Raw genomic sequence first — 17,591 nt, 5'->3', positions numbered from 1 at the left:
ACGCTACGAGAAACGGGCCTACATCTACCTCGGCACCGTCACCCTCGCAGCACTCATCATCTGGCTCCGCTCATGATCCGAGAAACAGCGCCTAGGTCTCAGGGTCTTCCCGGAGGGGATGCCCGGTGTGCCCCTTCTGCTCTGATCCGTCTTCCCGCGGAACCGGCTGCTCCACCAGCGCCAGCACCCGGTTCGCCATGAAACGGGCGGTCCGTACGACCGTCCCGGAACGCGTGACTTCGCTCACTTCCACCACCCCCCTGCGCACTGCCGTCTCCACCCGGCGGCCCGCCCTGCTCGCCACCACCTCGTACGTACGCGTCGTGTCCCCCGCGTCCACGACTATCTCCACACGATCACCCTTCACGGGTTCAATCCCCCTTCCCCAGCGGGTGTTTGGGATCATGGACGGCGCGCTACGGACCAGCTCGCGTCTGTCCTGACCACCTCTCAAGTCTCCCACGGGGCACTGACAATCGATCGGGGCGAGAGGGCGCGGCCTCTGCGCGCACCCGGCTGTGGAAACGTAAGCTGTGGCTCGTCAAACGGACCGGGCAGCGGGGATGGACATGGCGATGATGCGCCTGAGGCGTGAGGACCCGCGTGTCGTCGGCTCGTTCAGGCTTCACCGGCGGCTCGGCGCGGGCGGGATGGGCGTCGTCTACCTGGGCTCCGACAAACGGGGCCAGAGGGTCGCGCTGAAGGTGATCCGGCCGGACCTCGCGGAGGATCAGGAGTTCCGGTCGCGGTTCGCACGTGAGGTCTCGGCGGCACGGCGGATTCGTGGTGGGTGTACGGCGCGGCTGGTGGCCGCCGATCTGGAGGCGGATCGCCCGTGGTTCGCCACGCAGTACGTGCCCGGGCCGTCGCTGCACGACAAGGTCGCCGAGGAGGGCCCCCTCACGGCCGCCGAGGTGGCCGCCGTCGGGGCCGCCCTGTCCGAGGGTCTTGTGGCGGTGCACGAGGCCGGGGTCGTGCACCGGGATCTGAAGCCGTCCAACATCCTGCTGTCCCCGAAAGGGCCCCGGATCATCGACTTCGGCATCGCCTGGGCGACCGGTGCCTCGACGCTCACCCACGTCGGCACGGCCGTGGGGTCGCCCGGCTTCCTCGCCCCCGAGCAGGTGCGGGGGGCCGCCGTCACGCCGGCCACGGACGTGTTCGCGCTGGGCGCCACGCTGGCGTACGCGGCGACCGGGGACTCGCCCTTCGGACACGGCAGTTCCGAGGTGATGCTCTACCGCGTGGTGCACGAGGAGCCCAAGCTGCACGGCGTGCCGGACGCTCTGGCTCCGCTCGTCCGCGCCTGTCTCGCGAAGGACCCCGACGAACGGCCGAGCACCCTCCAACTCTCGCTCCGGCTCAAGGAGATCGCGGCCCGGGAGACCCAGGGCCTCACGGACGTACGGCCGTCCGACCGGCGCGGCGAGGTGGACCGGCCGTCGGGGCGGCTCGCGCAGCAGTACGCGGAGCAGCGCACCGTGCGGCGCCCGCAGGGGCCGGGCACTCCCCCGCCCCGCAGCAACGGCTCCCGGCCGGGGTCGCGTCCGACGCCCGCACAGCGCGGCACCTCGACCCGCTCCGGCGGCCGTCCCGCACCGCGCAGCGGCGCCGGGCGGCCGGCGCCCCGCACCACCGGGACGGGGCGGCGCCCGGCCAACCCGCGGCTGCTGCGCCAGCGGATCTTCGTGTTCGTGGTGGTGACGCTGCTGGTGGCGCTGGGCATCGCGGCGGCCCAGGGGTGCCAGGGTCCGGCGCGCGGCCTGGACGACGGACGCGTGCGCAAGGACGTACGACCGGAGCAGTCGTACGCGCCCCTGACCGGCGACCTGATGGCCGAGCAGTACCACAGCGAGCTCGACCGGGACGGCTGACCGGGCACAGGCGGACGGCCGGCGGCCGACCGGGCTGACCCGAAGGCAGGGCTCTAGGACTGGGTGCGGCCGGTGGCGACCGCGTAGAAGGCGACCGCGGCCGCCGCACCCACGTTGAGGGAGTCGACGCCGTGGGCCATGGGGATGCGGACCCATTCGTCCGCGGCGACCAGCGCCTGGGTGGACAGGCCGTCGCCCTCCGCGCCGAGCATCAGCGCGACCCGGTCCATCTTGTGCGGAGCCGTCTCGTCGAGGGTCTTGGCCTTCTCGTCGGGGGTGAGCGCAAGGAGCGTGAAGCCGGCCTCGCGAACCGACTCCAGGCCTTTGGGCCAGGTGTCGAGGCGTGCGTACGGCACCGAGAAGACCGCGCCCATGGACACCTTCACGCTGCGCCGGTACAGCGGGTCGGCGCAGTCGGGCGACAGCAGGACCGCGTCCATGCCGAGGGCGGCGGCGGAGCGGAAGATCGCGCCGATGTTGGTGTGGTCGTTCACGGATTCCATGATCACGACCCGGCGGGCGGAGGCAAGCAGTTCGTCCGCCGTCGGCAGCGGCTTGCGCTGCATGGAGGCGAGCGCGCCGCGGTGCACGTGGTAGCCGGTCACCTGCTCGGCCAGTTCCGGGCTGACCGCGTACACCGGGGCCGGGAGCTCGTCGATGACGTCCCGCATGACGTCGACCCACTTCGAGGACAGCAGCATGGAACGCATCTCGTAGCCGGCCGCCTTGGCCCGTCTGATGACCTTCTCGCCCTCGGCGATGAACAGTCCCTCGGCGGGTTCGCGCTTGCGGCGCAGGTCCACGTCGGTCAGACCCGTGTAGTCGGTGAGGCGCGGGTCGTCGGGGTCCTCAACGGTGATGAGATCGGCCACAGGGTGATACTGCCTTGTCCGAGGAACGGTGCCAACGGCTGGAACGGGACGTGTTACCCCGGGTTACTCGACCGGCCGCGGCCCCACCGTCACGACCTCGCCGATGACGATGACCGCCGGGGGCTTCACGTCGTTCTCCCGCACGGTCTCCGCGACCGTCGCCAGCGTCGCGTCGACCCGGCGCTGGGCGGCCGTCGTGCCCTCCTGCACCAGGGCGACGGGGGTGTCGGGCGCCTTGCCGTGGGCGACGAGCGTCTCGGCGATCTTCCCGATCTTGTCGACACCCATGAGGATCACGAGCGTGCCCGTCAGCCGCGCCAGGGACGGCCAGTCGACCAGCGAACGCTCGTCGTCAGGAGCGACATGCCCGCTGACCACCGTGAACTCGTGTGCGACACCGCGGTGGGTGACGGGGATGCCGGCCGCGCCCGGCACGGAGATCGAGCTGGAGATGCCCGGGACGACCGTGCACGGGATGCCCGCCTCGGCGAGCGCCTGAACCTCCTCCATGCCGCGGCCGAAGACGTACGGGTCGCCGCCCTTGAGGCGAACGACCGACTTGCCCTGCTTGGCGTGCTCGATCAGGGCGTTGTTGATGGCCTCCTGGGCCATGAAACGGCCGTACGGGATCTTCGCCGCGTCGATCACCTGGACGTGCGGCGGGAGTTCGGCGAGCAGGTCGCGGGGACCGAGACGGTCCGCGATGACCACGTCCGCCTCGGCGAGCAGCCGCCGCCCGCGGACGGTGATCAGGTCCGGGTCGCCGGGGCCGCCGCCGACCAGTGCGACACCGGGCGTGCGGGTGCGGTGGTGCGGGGCGACCAGGGTGCCGTCGCGCAGGCCCTCCACCACGGCGTCACGGATGGCGGCGGTGTGCCGGGGGTCGCGGCCCCTGGCCTCGGTGGTCAGCACGGCGACCGTCACGCCCTCGCTGTGGCCGGTCGCGGGGGTCCACGCGGTGGCCGCGTCCGCGTCGTCGGAGCGGACGCACCACACCCGGTTCGCCTCTGCCTCCGCCGAGGCCCGGGCGTTCGCGTCGGGGTCGCTGGTGGCGATCAGGGCGTACCAGGCGTCCGCGAGGTCACCGTCCTCGTACGGACGCTGCTCCCAGCCGATCTCGCCCGCGTCCGCCATGGCTTCGACCGAGGGGGTCGCTTCCGGGGAGACGAGGACGATGTCCGCGCCTGCCGCGATGAGCGCCGGAAGGCGCCGCTGGGCGACCTGGCCGCCGCCGAGGACGACGACGCGGCGTCCGGTCAGGCGGAGCCCTACGGGGTACGGGGGGTGTTCGGCCATGGAGGTGCGGCTCCTCGTGCGGCGGTGGGGACGGCGGCCTCTGCGGCTTTGGAGGGGCCTGACGTGCGGATTCTATGGTGCGGACGGCAGGGGCGGCTCACCTGGTCGAAGGCTGAGCCGCCCCTGCGCGCGGACGTGGCGCGGTGCTACTTCTCGGTGACCCCCGCCGAGTCGAACGTCGCCACCTCGTGCATCGCCCTCGCCGCGCTCTGGACCAGCGGCAGGGCCAGCAGGGCGCCCGTGCCCTCGCCCAGGCGGAGGTCCAGGTCGACCAGGGGGCGAAGGCCCAGTTTGTTCAGGGCGGCCACATGGCCCGGCTCCGCGCTGCGGTGGCCTGCGATGCACGCCGCGAGCACCTCGGGAGCGATGGCGCGCGCCACCAGGGCGGCAGCGCCCGCGCTGACGCCGTCCAGGATGACCGGCGTGCGCAGGGACGCGCCACCGAGCAGCAGGCCGACCATCGCCGCGTGCTCCAGCCCGCCGAACGCCGCGAGGACGCCGATCGGGTCGGCCGGGTCCGGCTGGTGGAGTTCGATGGCTCGGCGCACGACCTCCGTCTTGCGGGCCAGCGTCTCGTCGTTGATACCGGTACCGCGACCCGTCACCTCGGACGGGTCGGTGTCCGTGAAGACCGCGATCAGGGCGGCCGACGCCGTCGTGTTCGCGATGCCCATCTCGCCGGTGAGCAGCGCCTTGTTCCCGGCCGCCACCAGGTCGCGGGCCGTCTCGATGCCGACCTCGATCGCCTGCTTGACCTCCTCGCGGGTGAGTGCGGGGCCGGTCGTCATGTCGGCCGTGCCGGCGCGGACCTTGCGCGGCAGCAGGCCCGGGGTGGCGGGCAGGTCGGCGGCCACGCCCACGTCGACGACGCAGACCTCGGCACCTACCTGGCCCGCGAAGGCGTTGCAGACCGCTCCGCCGCCGAGGAAGTTGGCGACCATCTGGCCCGTCACCTCCTGGGGCCACGGGGTGACGCCCTGGGCGTGCACACCGTGGTCGCCCGCGAAGATCGCGACGGCCGCGGGCTCGGGAATCGGCGGTGGGCACTGCCGGGACAGCCCGGACAACTGCGCGGAGATGATCTCCAGCATGCCGAGGGCACCGGCGGGCTTGGTCATCCGCTTCTGCCGCTCCCAGGCCTCGCCGAGCGCCTTGGCGTCCAGCGGGCGGATGCCGGCGACGGTCTCGGCGAGCAAGTCGTGCGGCTCCTCGCCGGGCAGCGCGCGACGGCCGTACGTCTCCTCGTGCACGACCCAGGACAGCGGGCGACGCTTGGACCAGCCCGCCTGCATCAGCTCGGGCTCCTCCGGGAACTCGTCGACGTACCCGACGCACAGGTACGCCACGACCTCCAGGTGCTCGGGCAGCCCGAGAGCGCGGACCATCTCACGCTCGTCGAAGAAGCTGACCCAGCCGACGCCGAGGCCCTCGGCACGGGCCGCGAGCCACAGGTTCTCGACGGCGAGCGCGGAGGAATAGGGCGCCATCTGCGGCTGGGTGTGCCGACCGAGGGTGTGGCGGCCGCCCCGGGTCGGGTCGGCGGTGACCACGATGTTCACCGGTGTGTCGAGGATGGCCTCGATCTTCAGTTCCTTGAACTGCTTGGCCCGGCCCTTGGGCAGCGACTTGGCGTACGCCTCGCGCTGGCGCATGGCCAGTTCGTGCATCGTGCGGCGCGTCTCGGCGGAGCGGATGACGACGAAGTCCCAGGGCTGGGAGTGGCCCACGGAGGGTGCCGTGTGGGCGGCCTCCAGGACGCGCAGCAGCACGTCGTGCGGGATGGGGTCGCTGCGGAAGCCGTTGCGGATGTCGCGGCGCTCGCGCATCACGCGCAGGACGGCCTCGCGCTCGGCGTCGTCGTATCCGGGCGCCGCCGGGCCGGTGGACTGTCGTGCTTCTTCCACGGCGGCCGTGCTCTCTTCCTGGTCGGCGGCCCGGGTGTCGAGGTCGTCCGCCTGCTGTGCGACTACGGTCTCCGGGTCCTCGGCATGGGGCTCCGGAGCGGGTGCCTGGCCCTCGCGGGGGCCGGGAACCATGGCGACGGGCTCCTGCACCGCCGGTTCCTCCTGCTGGGCGACCGCCGGAGCGGATTCCCCGGCGGGCGGCTGCTCCTGGGCGGGCAGGGGCGGCACGGTCAGGGCGTGCGGCGGGGTGGGGGCCAGGTGCGGGGTGGTCGGCACGGTGCCCTCTACGGGCACGAACCGGCCGAATGACGGGTCCGCCTGGTGCTCCACGGGCGCGTCGGCCTGCACACCGGCCGCATCGGCCGGGACGCCGGAGGCATGGGCGGGCGCACCGGGTTCGGCGGCCGGCTCGCCGCCCGCCTCCTGCTCGCCGTGCGCCTGGACGGGTCCGCCCACCGGGACGGCCGGCGCGGGCTCGGCGCCCTCGGGCTGCGCCTCCTCGGGGCCCTGCTGCGGCGCGGGCTCGGCGAACGGTGCGGGGGTGTCAGGAGTCCGGGCCTCGGTGTCCGCCAGGAGCGTGTGCTGGTCCGGTGCCGCGGCCGGGGTCCGGCTGGGGTCCTGGACCTGTTCGGCCGGGGCCTGGGCCGGATCGTGGACCTCTTCCTCGGCCGGGGCGTCGGCGACGGGTTCGTGGTCCTGGGCGGGAGCCGTCGGGTGCGTGGCGGGCGCCGGAACGTGGTCCTCCGCAGCCTGCTGGGCCGGCCCCGCTTCGGCCGCGGGCGCGGCCACGCCGAAGTGCGGCTCGCCGTCCACGGGCGGTACGGCCCCGAAGTCCGGGGCGGCATCCGCCACGGGCACGGCGTCCGGGACCTGCGGGGCGAGCCCGGCGGGGGCCCCGTCCTGCGCCGGTGCGGCATCCGGCTCCGGCACGGCTCCGGGATGCTGCGAGCCGTCGTTCTGCCAGGTGTCCCTCTGCGGCCCGTCGCTCTGCCAGGCGTCGCCCTGCGAGCCGTCGTTCAGCGCGCCGTCCGGCAGGACGTGTCCGGCGTCGTCGGCCACCTCGGACTGGCCTTCCTCGGGCATGCCGAGCGCGCCCTCCGGGGCCGGAACGCCGTGCGCGGCCTGCGGGGCCCGGGGTGTCGGCTGCGGCTCCGGGTCGACCAGCGGCCCGGAGCCATGCGGGGCCTCGGCGGACACGGGCGCGGCCTGCGGGGCGATCGGCGCGGCGGTCGGCTGAACCGTCGGCGGGAGCTCGGGCGCCGGTGCCGGAACGACCGTTTCTGCGGCCGTCCCCTCGGGGCCCACCGGCGGCACGGTGTGCTGCTGCGGCGGAGGCCCCCAGGGGACCGCTCCCTGCGGGGAGTTCTCCCCCGGCTGCGGCACGTCGAGGTACTCGGGACCGGCCGTGGGCGGCCCGGAGACGCGCATCGGGGCGTCCGCCGGACCGCGGTCGGAGAGCGTGCGCACCGGGCTCGCCGAGGTGTCCGGGATGGGCGGGCCGAGGTGCAGCGGGCGGCGCGGCGTCGGCTGCTGCGTCGGCGGCGTACGGACCGCGCCGACGTCGATGGAGCCGCTGTCCCGGCCGGCCGCCTCGTGCGGACCGGGCTCGTGGGGATACGGCGCCGGAGCCGGGGCGTGCTGCGCCATCTCGTTGCCCCACGCGCCCTGCTGGCCCGGCATCAGGAGCAGGTCGTCGTCCTCGGGAGCGCTGTCGGAAGGGTCGAGGTAGGTGTACGCGCCCGGCGCGAGGACGCCCGGCTGCTCCACCATGCCTGCGTTCTCCGGCAGCCCCTCGCCCGGGACCTGGCCGGTGTCGGTCATGCGTACCCCTCGCCCATCGGTTAGTGCTTCTACGACCAGCTGGCCCGGAACGGCGCGCCGACCGCCCGCAGTGAAGAACGAGCGTGCGTGCCCAGCGGCACGAACGACCCGCCCACAATGACGACAAAGCCATTGAACGGCATTGTCCCGGTCGTCCCGCCGTCGCGACAGGGTGATCCGCGACGGCCCGCTGTGGACTGCGCCACGTTGCGCGCCCTCCGGTCCGGCCGTACCGCCCCCACCTCAAAAGAGGTGCGCTTTCCGGACATTGACTGATGAATGCCGGATCACCCGAGTACGGTACGACGGTCGGCCAGCCTACCGCGCCGGTACGACAACCGGATCACGGGGAGCGTTCGGCCAATCGGCCGCTGAGCAGGAACGCTACGCTCCGCTCCTTCTCCGTCCAGGCGCGCGTGTCGAGTTCGACGGACTGCAGCAGAGCGCACTCGACGTCGTAGCCGTGTTCCGTGAGGTCCCTGCCGACGAGTTCGGCCGCGTCGCGGGTCGCGGCGTGGGTGACGATGCGTTGCGGGCGGCGGTCGGCGACGGCGGAGACGACCGCCGCTCCCCCGCCGCCGACGCGGACGACGTCCGGTTCCGGCAGGTTCTCCAGGATGTGCGGGGCGGTGCCGTGCACGACCTGGAGCTGGACGCCGAAGTGGCGTGCGGCGGCCGTGGTACGGCCGCACGCGTCCGGGTCCTGGTCGACGGCGATGACGGCGGCCCCGCAGCGGGCGGCCTCCACGGCGAACGCGCCGCTGCCGCTGCCGATGTCCCACACCAGGTCGCCCACTCGGGGCCCGAGGCGGGCGAGTTGGGCGGCCCGCAGCAGATCCGTTTCCCCTTCGCCGAGTCCCCCGCCGTACGCCTCGGCGGGCAGGGCCCAGCCGCGCGGTCCGGCACCCGGGTCGCGGCCGGCGATCCAGCCGCCGTCGGCCGCGGTGACGGGTCCGCCGATGACGATGACGACGTTGGGGTCGCGCCAGGTGTGGTCGGCCGCCTTGTCCGAGGTGACGACGGTGACCTGTTCGCGTTCGGTGCCCAGCTCCTCGCAGATGACGAAGGTGCGGTGGACGCCGTCGAGGAGCAGCCCCAGCTCGGCGGGTCCCGCGCCCGGTGAGGTGAGGACCGCGACTTTGGTGTGGGCGCGGCATACGTTGACCGCGCGTCGCAGGGTGCGGCGGTGTGCGACGACCACCAGTGCGTCGTCCCAGGGCATCCCGGCGCGCGCGAAGGCGGCGGCCACGGAGGAGACGGCGGGGACGACTTCGACCTCCAGACCGTACTCGGGGGCGCGCAGGGTGCGTACGACACCGAAGAAGCCCGGGTCGCCGTCGGCGAGGACGACGGCGGTGCCGCGGTGGGCGGCGATACGGCGGGCGGCGAGGGCGACAGAGCCGAGGCGGATGCGCTCGGCGGCCGGAGGCACTTCGGGAAGGGCGAGGTGGTGGGCCGCGCCGGCGACGAGCGTGGCGGCTCCGAGGGCGGAGCGCGCCGCGGCGGTCAGCGGCGAGCCGTCCCAGCCGATCACCGTGACCCGGTCGGCCATCGTCGTCAGTCTCCAGGTTGTTCGCGCAGGTCGTCAGGGGCAGCCCGCACGGCGGGCTCCGTGAGGGTATCCCGTTCGGCCGGGTGCACTCGCCCCGGGCTCGGTCCGTGGGAGCGGTCCCTCGCTGTCAGTTCCAGTTGGGGAACGACGTGAAACCCCCCGTGTCGGCCAGCTCGTCGCTGACCCCGTCGAGGTCCTCCGGCAGCAGGCTCCACACGATGAAGTCGGTCCGTACGTCCGTCCAGGTGCCGTCCTCCGCACGGACGTGCGCTATGCAGGCGTTGCGCAGGACACCCTCGCTGATGCAGCCGATCTTCTGTGCGACCTGCTGGGAGGCGGTGTTGTCGGCCGCGGTGCGCAGTTCGATCCGCTCGAAGTCCTGGTCGCCGAAGAGCCATCGGGCGGTCGCGAGCGCGGCTTCGGAGGCGTAGCCCTCACCACGCGCCCAGGGCGCGATGATGTACGACAGTTCGGTGGACCGCACATGCCAGTTGGTCTTGGTGAGCTGGATGACGCCCACCAGGCGCTGGGTGAGGAACTCGGTGACGGCGAGGTCGAGGCCGCGACCCGCGGCACGCTCGGCGGGCGCGTACTCGGTGATCCAGGTGCGGGCGCCCTCCTCGGTGAACGGCTGCGGCACGTCGGTCCAGGCGCCGACCAGCTCGTCGTTCATCATCTCGGCCAGCGCGGGGACGTCGTCCTCGTCGAGAGGGCGCAGGACCAAACGCTCCGTGCTGATGGAGACGTTGGGGAAGGTGCTCGTCATTGCGCCGCTCCGTAACCTTCGGAAAACCGTCAGGGCCTGCTGAACTGCCCAGCATGCAGCATGGAGGCAGCGAAACGCACCACGGGGTCCACACCCGGTGAGGGAGCGGACCCCGTGCGTGGCGATACGCGGTGTACGCGGTGTACGCGGCGCCGACGGCAGTCGATGAGCGGGATCAGAAGGACGCGATGACCGATCCCTGGTACTTGTCCTGGATGAACTTCTTGACCTCGGGCGAGACAAGGAGCTTGGCCAGCTTCTTGACCCGCGGGTCGTTCTCGTCGCCCTTCTTGACCGCGAGGAAGTTGCCGTAGGGGTTGTTCTTCGCGGACTCCAGGACGAGGGCGTCCTTGGCGGGCTTGAGGCCGGAGGAGATGGCGTAGTTGCCGTTGATCACCGCGGCGTCCACGTCGTCCAGGGAGCGCGGCGTCTGGGCCGCCTCCAGCTCCTTGAACTTGAGGTTCTTCGGGTTCTTGGCGATGTCCTGGGGGGTCGCCTCGTTGCCCACGCCGCTCTTGAGCGTGATGAGCCCGTTCGCGGCGAGCAGCTTGAGCGCACGCGCCTCGTTGACCGTGTCGTTCGGGACGGCGACGGTCGCACCGCTCTTCAGCTCGTCGGCCTTCTTGATCTTGTGGGAGTACAGGCCGAGCGGCTCCAGGTGCACCGTGACGACGGGCACGATGTGGGTGCCGTTCTTCTTGTTGAAGTCGTCGAGGTACGGCTGGTTCTGGAAGTAGTTGGCGCCGACGGACCCGTCCTCGGTCGCCGTGTTCGGCGTGACGTAGTCGGTGAACTCCTTGACCTGAAGGTCGAGGCCCGCCTTCTTCGCCAGGTTGTCCTTGACGAAATCGAGGATCTCGGCGTGTGGGGTGGGGCTCGCGGCGACGATGAGCGGGCCGTCGGAGCCGGAGGAGGCGGAGCTGCTCTTGCCGGAGCCGCAGGCGCTGAGCCCGAAGGTGAGGGCTCCCGCGGCGAGGACGGCGGTGGTGATCTTGGCGGTGTTACGCACGAAAAGTGCCTTTCCTTATGGGTGGTGCGACCCCGTCATGGTTCACGGGGAGTTCAGGGAACAGGTGGGCCCGGCGTGGCTCAGGCGACCTTGCTCACATCGGCCGCCGCGGGCTCCTTCGCCTTCAGCAGCCGCAGCTTCGGTGCCGGTCCGGAGCGGCCGCCGCGGCGGTGCAGGGCGCGGGCCGCGAAGTCGCCGGCGAACTGGATGAGCGAGATGACGACGGCCAGGACCGCCACGGTGATCCACATCAGCTGGGTCTCGAAGCGCTGGTAGCCGTAGCGGATGGCGATGTCGCCGAGGCCGCCGGCGCCGACCGTGCCGGCCATCGCGGAGTACCCGATGAGGGCGACGACGGTGGTGGTCGCGGAAGAGATCAGGGAGGGCAGCGCCTCCGGCACGAGGACCTTGCGCACGACGGTCCAGGTGTTGCCGCCCATCGCCTGCACGGCCTCGACGAGGCCGCCGTCCACTTCGCGGACAGCCGTCTCGACGAGGCGCGCGAAGAAGGGGATGGCGCCGATCGCGAGCGGCACGATGGCGGCCTCGCGGCCGATGGTCGTCCCCGTGACCCAGCGCGTGAAGCCCATCAGCGCGACCATCAGGATGATGAACGGCATCGAGCGGGCGATGTTCACGACCTGCCCGAGGACCTTGTTGGCCATGATGTTCTGGAGCAGTCCGCCGCGGTCGGTCAGCACCAGCAGCACGCCGAGCGGCAGGCCGCCCACGACGGCGATGAGGGTGGACCAGCCGACCATGTAGAGGGTGTCCCAGGAGGCCTGGGACAGCAGCGGCTGCATCGCCGAGAAATCAGTCCAGGTCACTTGGCACCTTCCTTCACCAGCGGGGCCTCCTGGCGGCCCACCACGTCGATCTGCAGGCCCTGCTCGCGCAGGAAGCCGATCGGCACGACGTTGTCCTCGTAGCGGCCGGGCAGCTCGATGCGCATCCGGCCGACCTGGAGGCCGCCGACGGTGTCGATGGCGGCGCCCAGGATCGAGATGTCGATGTTGTAGGTGCGGGACAGCTGGGAGATGACGGGCTGTGTGGCGGCCTCGCCCTGGAAGGTGACGTCGACGACGGTCCGGTCGTCGCCGGATGCCTGGCCGCCGACCGGGAAGAGGGCGGAGGCCAGGTGGGAGCCGGGGGTGGCGAGCAGTTCGCCGACCGTGCCGGACTCGACGATGCGGCCCTTCTCCATGAGGGCGGCCGAGTCGCAGACGCTCTTGACGACGTCCATCTCGTGGGTGATGAGCAGGATGGTCAGGCCGAGCTGCCGGTTGAGGTCGCGCAGCAGCTGGAGGATGGAACGGGTGGTCTCCGGGTCGAGGGCGCTGGTCGCCTCGTCGGAGAGCAGCACCTTGGGGTCGCCGGCGAGGGCGCGGGCGATGCCGACGCGCTGTTTCTGGCCACCGGAGAGCTGGGCCGGGTAGGCCTTGGCCTTGTCGGCGAGACCGACGAGGTCGAGGAGCTCGAGGGCTTTGCGGGAACGTTCCTTCCCGGATTTGCCCAGGATCTCCAGGGGCAGCTCGACGTTGTCCTGGACGGTGCGCGAGGACAGCAGGTTGAAGTGCTGGAAGACCATGCCGATCCGGCTGCGCGCCGTGCGGAGCTCCCTGCCGGCGCGTGATCCGCGGCCGGCGAGCGCGGTGAGGTCCTGGCCGGCCACGGTGACCGTGCCGGAGGTGGGGCGCTCCAGGAGATTGACGCAGCGGATGAGCGAGGACTTGCCGGCGCCGGACTGGCCGATGACGCCGTACACCTCCCCCTCGCGTACGTGCAGGTCGACGCCGTCGAGGGCGGTCACCTCGCGGCCGCGCGAACGGTCGGCCCGGTAGATTTTCGTCAGGCCCGATGTGGTGATCACTGGGTTTCCGTCACTGTCGAGTGCAGGGCGTGGGTGTGCGCCGGGCACGGGTGCGTGCATGGCAACGCGGCACGGTTCTCGCAAGGGCGATGGAACCGGGGAGAACGTGTGCGCGGGAGGTCAGTCGCGTACGACGCGTGCGTACGGACATTCCACGGCGGTCTCGCTTCGGGGCGCGAGGCTCTGGGTGGTGCGGGGGCCCTCTAGCAGGCGCACATTCGACACATACAACGAGCACCGGGCGTCATGGTCGCCTCGGTCGCAACAGTGCGGCAGCTCGTCGTGGTCATGCACGCAAGTAAAGCAGACGCCGGACCGGGACCTGACACGGCTGTCCGAATAGCGGACGCATCGCGCCGGTTGTGGTCAACGCCACGGCCGGCGGGGCGGCGCCGCGGCCGGCCACGGGGGCGGGGACATCGGCGCTTTTGGCCCGTAATAGGGTCGCGGCATGCTTGATGCCCTGACGCTGGCGACCGGTGTCGCCGCGCTGCTGCTCGCCGCCTGGTGCGGCTGGGCCGCGTACCGTGATCAGCCCACGAAGGACTGGCACTTCATCGGCATGGCCGTGGTGACGCTGCTGGCCCTCGTCCAGCTGGTCGTCGGCATCGTCCAGCTGGCGCGGGGCGAGAAGCCGGCGCAGGGCACGACGATCTTCGTGGCGTATCTGCTGGGCGCCTTCGCGTGCGTCCCGGCGGCGGGCTTCATGTCGCTGGCCGAGCGCACACGGTGGGGTTCGGTGACGGTCGCGGCCGGCGGTGTGGTCCTCGCCGTGCTGGAGGTGCGGCTCTATGACATCTGGGGAGGCTGAGATGACGGCCACGCAGGAGAAGCCGGCGAAACCGGCGAAGACGCGGCTCATCGGCGGGCCCGGCATGCTGCTGGTGTGGCTGTACGGGGTGATGGTGGTCGGAGCGGTGTCGCGGTCGGTCGTGCAGATCTCGACGCAGTTCGACAAGGCTCCGCTCGCGTACTCCCTGTCCGCGGTCGCCGGCGTCGTCTACGGATTCATCACTTACTCGCTGGTGCGCGGCGGGGAGACGGCCCGCCGGGCGGCGTTGGTGTGCTGTGCGGCCGAGCTGGTCGGTGTGCTCACCGTCGGGACGTGGACCCTGGTCGAGCCGTCCGCGTTTCCCGACGCGACCGTGTGGTCGGACTACGGCATGGGGTACATCTTCATTCCGGTGCTGCTGCCGCTGTCGGCCATGTACTGGTTGCGGAAGGGGGCCGCGCGTCAGGCGGAGGCGGCCTGAGCCCGGTGGGACGCGCCCCATTCGGGGCGCTCTTCCCCTACGCCGTCGTGGCGTACGTACTCGCCGGCTTCTCCAGGACGATCATCGGTACGCCGTCCGCTCCCTGAGCCGTGCCCACCGTCTCGTAGCCGACCCGGCGGTACAGGCGCAGGTTGCCCTCGCTGCGGTGGCCGGCGCTGAGTCGGAACTTCTTCGCGCCGTGCCGCTCCACCAGTGCCGCCTCAGCGGCGCGCAGCAGCCGGGCGCCGATGCCGTGGCCCTGCAGCCGCGGGTGGACGCAGAGCTTGCCGATCGAAGCGGCCCCGTCCTCCGTGACTCGGCCGCGCACCGAGCCGACGACCTCCTCGCCCAAACGCGCCACGAAGACGCAGTCCGAGGCGACTTCCTCACGGACCGAGTCCAGGGTCTGGACGAGCGGGTCGATGCGGTAGTTGCCGTACAGCGCGGCTTCGCTCTGGAAGCACAGGTACTGCAGCCTGAAGATCTGCTCGGCGTCCTGCTCGGTCGCCACAGAGATGGTCACGCTCATGCCCATGTGCGCACGCCTCCCGCTCACCTGATCACCGGTCGTCCCCCACTCCTATCCCCGCGGTTCGAGCGCCGCAACCTCCGCCGCAAGCAATCGACGCAGACATCCCAGGCATTTGGAGCGTTCCGGGCCAAGACTCCCTTGTGAGATACCCAACTCCCCTGCGATTTCCCGGTAGGTCAGGTCGTGCGGCGAGAGCAGCGCCGCCATGAGGCGGGGACACCGGCCGGGCAGGCGGCGTACGGCGGCGTGCAGTGCCCGGCGGCGGGCCGCGAGGAGCGCCTGCTGCTCGGGGCCGGGTCGGGTGTCGTCGGCCGGGTCACCGCTGTACGGCAGTTCGAGGCGGGCGGCGCGTCGGCCGCGGCGTGCCTCCAGACGCACCGCCCGGCGCAGCCATTCCTGCGGTTCGGCGAGCGGCCGGTCGGCCTGCAGCCGCTCCAGGAGCCGTAGCCACACCGCCTGTTCCAGATCGCTCGGCTCCATCCCCGCCGCGTGTGCCTCCGCCGAGGCCTCGGCGGCGAGCAGCGGACGCAGGGTGCTGACCATCTCGTGCCTCATACGCGACGGGACGCGTCCGCCCCGGCGGCGGGTTGCCGGGGCGGACGGGAGTCACCCCGACGGGGTACCCGTGGCGCGTCTCGACCGCTCAGCCGCGCAGGAAGTCCTCGCGGGCGAGTACGCCGGTGTCGGCGTTGTCGGTGAAGACGCCGTCGATGCCGGTAGCGAAGTAGGTCCGGAAGGCACCGAAGACGTCGCCGTAGGCCGTCGGGTCGGTGCCCTTCTGGAAGTTCGTCGGCAGGAAGGTGTTCTCGTCGCGCATCGTGTACGGGTGCAGGATCAGGCCCGCGGCGTGCGCGTCGGCGACCAGGGTGGAGGGCTTGGTGAGGTTGCCCTTCGCGTCCTTCGGGATGACCAGGTCGAGGGTGGGGCCGATGCCCTGGGCGTAGGACGCGATCTCCTTCAGGCCCTTCGGGGTGATGAGGTCGGCGACCGTGCGCGGGTCGCCCGACTCGACGAAGTCGAAGGGGCGCGTGTTCGCGGCGGACAGGAGCACCACGAGCGGGTTGTCGACGAGCTTGTTCAGGCGCTGGATGCTGCTCGGCTCGAAGGACTGGATGACGACCGGCGAGTTCTTCCGGTCCTTGCCGTGCTTGCGCAGGGCCTTGGAGAGCAACTGCTCCATGTCGAGACCCTGCTTGCGGAAGTACGTGGGGTGCTTGGTCTCCGGGTAGATCCACACCTGCCTGCCGCGCTTGCGGGTCTGCTCGTCCTGCCACTTCAGGACCTCTTCGAAGGTGGGGATCTCCCAGCGGCCGTTGTAGAGGGTGTTGTGCTGGCGGGTGGCGGGGATGCGCTCGATCGCTCGCAGCGTCTTCAGCTCGGCGAGCGTGAAGTCCTCGGTGAACCAGCCGGTGGTGGGGACACCGTCCAGGACCTTGGTGGTCTTTCGGCCCGCGAACTCGGGGTGGTCGGCGACATCGGTGGTCCCGCCGATCTCCGGCTCGTGCCGGCACACCAGGTGGCCGTCCCTGGTGGGCACCAGGTCACCGGCCTCCACGATGTCGGCGCCCAGGTCGAGCGCCAGGTTGTAGGAGCCGAACGTGTGCTCGGGGCGGTAGCCACTGGCTCCGCGGTGACCGATGATCGTCGGCACGGGCAGGCTCTTCAGCCCGCCGCCGGTGTGCCGCGCGCCCGCTCTCCCGACGCCGGGCAGTGCGAGTACCGCTCCGCCGGCACCGAGCACCGCGGCCCCGAGCAGCGCCCGCCGACCCGTACCCTGCCCCTGCCCCTGCCCCTGCCCGTAAGACTCCTGCGCGCCCATGTGTCCCTCTCGCCACACCTGTTCGAAACGGTTCGATCGTAGGTGCGGACGGGTGACGGCCGGGAGACGTGTGCGGGAACCCGCGGCGGACAGGGGCCGTCCTCCTGGGTGCATGGCGACGGCGTTGGCGGATACCCGGACTGACGGCCCGTCAACCGTCGGTGCGGCGTGCGCCACACCCGTCCGGCGGATGACGAACGTGCAACAAAACCGCCATCGCAGGTAAACACTCGTCAATGACGCGTATCCACTCGGTGAACCCGGTGTGCGACACCCCGGGCGTCACGAGTATCGTCCTCACCTGCACAGACTCATACCGAATCCCTTGACACCGGAGGGCCCGTTGTCCCGCTTCGCGCTCATCAAGGCAGTGCTCGGACCGATCATGCGCCTGATGTTCCGCCCACAGGTGGAGGGCGCGGAGCACATCCCGGCCGACGGCCCGGTCATCATGGCCGGCAACCACCTGACGTTCATCGACTCGATCGTGCTGCCGCTGGTCACCAAGCGGCAGGTGCTCTTCATCGGCAAGGACGAGTACGTCACGGGCAAGGGCCTCAAGGGCCGGCTGATGGCCTGGTTCTTCACGGGCGTCGGCATGATCCCGGTCGACCGGGACGGCGCGAGCGGCGGTGTGGCCGCGCTGATGACCGGGCGCCGCGTGCTGGAGGAGGGCAAGGTCTTCGGCATCTACCCCGAGGGCACGCGTTCGCCCGACGGGCGGCTGTACCGGGGGCGCACCGGTATCGCGCGGCTGACACTGATGACCGGGGCGCCGGTGGTGCCGTTCGCGATGATCGGCACGGACAAGTTGCAGCCCGGCGGGCGGGGGATGCCCCGTCCGGGGCGGGTCACCGTGCGGTTCGGTGAGCCGATGGAGTTCTCTCGGTACGAGGGGATGGATCGGGATCGCTATGTGCTGCGGGCCGTCACCGATTCCGTGATGGCGGAGGTCATGCGGCTCTCGGGGCAGGAGTACGTGGACATGTACGCCACGAAGGCTAAGGCGGCGTAGCCGCGAGG

16 protein-coding genes are annotated in these 17,591 nt (G+C 71.6%); 4 read left to right on the top strand and 12 right to left on the bottom strand.

Going from position 1 to position 17,591, the window contains the following annotated elements; translation table 11 throughout:
- Positions 1-91: 91 nt before the first annotated feature.
- Positions 92-367 carry a hypothetical protein gene (locus ACZ7L1_RS15130; RefSeq protein ID WP_471437383.1) on the bottom strand — a complete coding sequence of 92 codons (276 nt, stop codon included), beginning with the start codon at positions 365-367 and terminating at the stop codon, positions 92-94.
- Between the two features lie 196 nt (positions 368-563).
- On the opposite strand from ACZ7L1_RS15130, the gene ACZ7L1_RS15125 reads away from it, so the two are divergent.
- On the top strand, positions 564-1,874 hold the full coding sequence (locus ACZ7L1_RS15125) for a serine/threonine-protein kinase (RefSeq protein WP_471437418.1): 1,311 nt from the start codon (positions 564-566) through the stop codon (positions 1,872-1,874).
- Between the two features lie 53 nt (positions 1,875-1,927).
- Here ACZ7L1_RS15125 and ACZ7L1_RS15120 read toward each other — a convergent pair whose 3' ends face one another.
- The 8 genes from ACZ7L1_RS15120 to ACZ7L1_RS15085 form a co-directional block, all read right to left on the bottom strand.
- A complete protein-coding gene (locus tag ACZ7L1_RS15120; RefSeq protein WP_471437381.1) occupies positions 1,928-2,746 on the bottom strand; it encodes a TrmH family RNA methyltransferase in 819 nt (272 codons plus the stop codon).
- 63 nt (positions 2,747-2,809) lie between these two features.
- Positions 2,810-4,042 carry a uroporphyrinogen-III C-methyltransferase gene (gene cobA, locus ACZ7L1_RS15115; protein WP_471437379.1) on the bottom strand — a complete coding sequence of 411 codons (1,233 nt, stop codon included), beginning with the start codon at positions 4,040-4,042 and terminating at the stop codon, positions 2,810-2,812.
- A 146-nt stretch (positions 4,043-4,188) separates the two neighbouring features.
- Positions 4,189-7,767 (bottom strand): nicotinate-nucleotide--dimethylbenzimidazole phosphoribosyltransferase, encoded by a 3,579-nt coding sequence (gene cobT / locus ACZ7L1_RS15110; RefSeq protein ID WP_471437377.1) that lies wholly within the window; start codon positions 7,765-7,767, stop codon positions 4,189-4,191.
- Positions 7,768-8,110: 343 nt separating this feature from the next.
- Entirely contained in the window at positions 8,111-9,319 is a 1,209-nt protein-coding gene (gene cbiE / locus ACZ7L1_RS15105) for a precorrin-6y C5,15-methyltransferase (decarboxylating) subunit CbiE (RefSeq protein ID WP_471437375.1), read from the bottom strand.
- 127 nt (positions 9,320-9,446) lie between these two features.
- Complete coding sequence (locus ACZ7L1_RS15100; protein WP_471437374.1) at positions 9,447-10,085, bottom strand: GNAT family N-acetyltransferase; 639 nt, start codon at positions 10,083-10,085, stop codon at positions 9,447-9,449.
- Between the two features lie 175 nt (positions 10,086-10,260).
- Positions 10,261-11,094 (bottom strand): MetQ/NlpA family ABC transporter substrate-binding protein, encoded by an 834-nt coding sequence (locus ACZ7L1_RS15095; RefSeq protein WP_471437372.1) that lies wholly within the window; start codon positions 11,092-11,094, stop codon positions 10,261-10,263.
- A gap of 80 nt (positions 11,095-11,174) precedes the next feature.
- A complete protein-coding gene (locus ACZ7L1_RS15090; protein ID WP_471437370.1) occupies positions 11,175-11,921 on the bottom strand; it encodes a methionine ABC transporter permease in 747 nt (248 codons plus the stop codon).
- Positions 11,918-12,964: a methionine ABC transporter ATP-binding protein gene (locus ACZ7L1_RS15085; RefSeq protein ID WP_471437369.1), complete on the bottom strand. Its 1,047-nt coding sequence runs from the start codon at positions 12,962-12,964 to the stop codon at positions 11,918-11,920. Before ACZ7L1_RS15085 ends, ACZ7L1_RS15090 begins: the two co-directional genes overlap by 4 nt.
- A gap of 451 nt (positions 12,965-13,415) precedes the next feature.
- On the opposite strand from ACZ7L1_RS15085, the gene ACZ7L1_RS15080 reads away from it, so the two are divergent.
- Both ACZ7L1_RS15080 and ACZ7L1_RS15075 read left to right on the top strand, forming a co-directional pair.
- Positions 13,416-13,775, top strand: a complete 360-nt coding sequence (locus ACZ7L1_RS15080; RefSeq protein WP_388999214.1) for a hypothetical protein — start codon at positions 13,416-13,418, stop codon at positions 13,773-13,775.
- A gap of 1 nt (position 13,776) precedes the next feature.
- Positions 13,777-14,217: a hypothetical protein gene (locus ACZ7L1_RS15075; RefSeq protein WP_471437367.1), complete on the top strand. Its 441-nt coding sequence runs from the start codon at positions 13,777-13,779 to the stop codon at positions 14,215-14,217.
- 37 nt (positions 14,218-14,254) lie between these two features.
- Here the strand turns inward: ACZ7L1_RS15075 and ACZ7L1_RS15070 are convergent, their stop codons facing one another.
- From ACZ7L1_RS15070 to ACZ7L1_RS15060, 3 genes are all read right to left on the bottom strand, one after another.
- Complete coding sequence (locus tag ACZ7L1_RS15070; RefSeq protein WP_388999208.1) at positions 14,255-14,752, bottom strand: GNAT family N-acetyltransferase; 498 nt, start codon at positions 14,750-14,752, stop codon at positions 14,255-14,257.
- Between the two features lie 45 nt (positions 14,753-14,797).
- Positions 14,798-15,304 carry an RNA polymerase sigma factor gene (locus ACZ7L1_RS15065; protein WP_471437365.1) on the bottom strand — a complete coding sequence of 169 codons (507 nt, stop codon included), beginning with the start codon at positions 15,302-15,304 and terminating at the stop codon, positions 14,798-14,800.
- 88 nt (positions 15,305-15,392) lie between these two features.
- Complete coding sequence (locus tag ACZ7L1_RS15060) at positions 15,393-16,568, bottom strand: glycerophosphodiester phosphodiesterase (protein WP_471437364.1); 1,176 nt, start codon at positions 16,566-16,568, stop codon at positions 15,393-15,395.
- 325 nt (positions 16,569-16,893) lie between these two features.
- Here ACZ7L1_RS15060 and ACZ7L1_RS15055 point away from each other — a divergent pair, with 325 nt between their 5' ends.
- Entirely contained in the window at positions 16,894-17,583 is a 690-nt protein-coding gene (locus tag ACZ7L1_RS15055) for a lysophospholipid acyltransferase family protein (RefSeq protein ID WP_471437362.1), read from the top strand.
- Positions 17,584-17,591 lie beyond the last annotated feature (8 nt).

The organism is Streptomyces sp. NPDC107546, from assembly GCF_055639175.1.
This window is presented reverse-complemented; position numbering and strand designations above follow the sequence as displayed.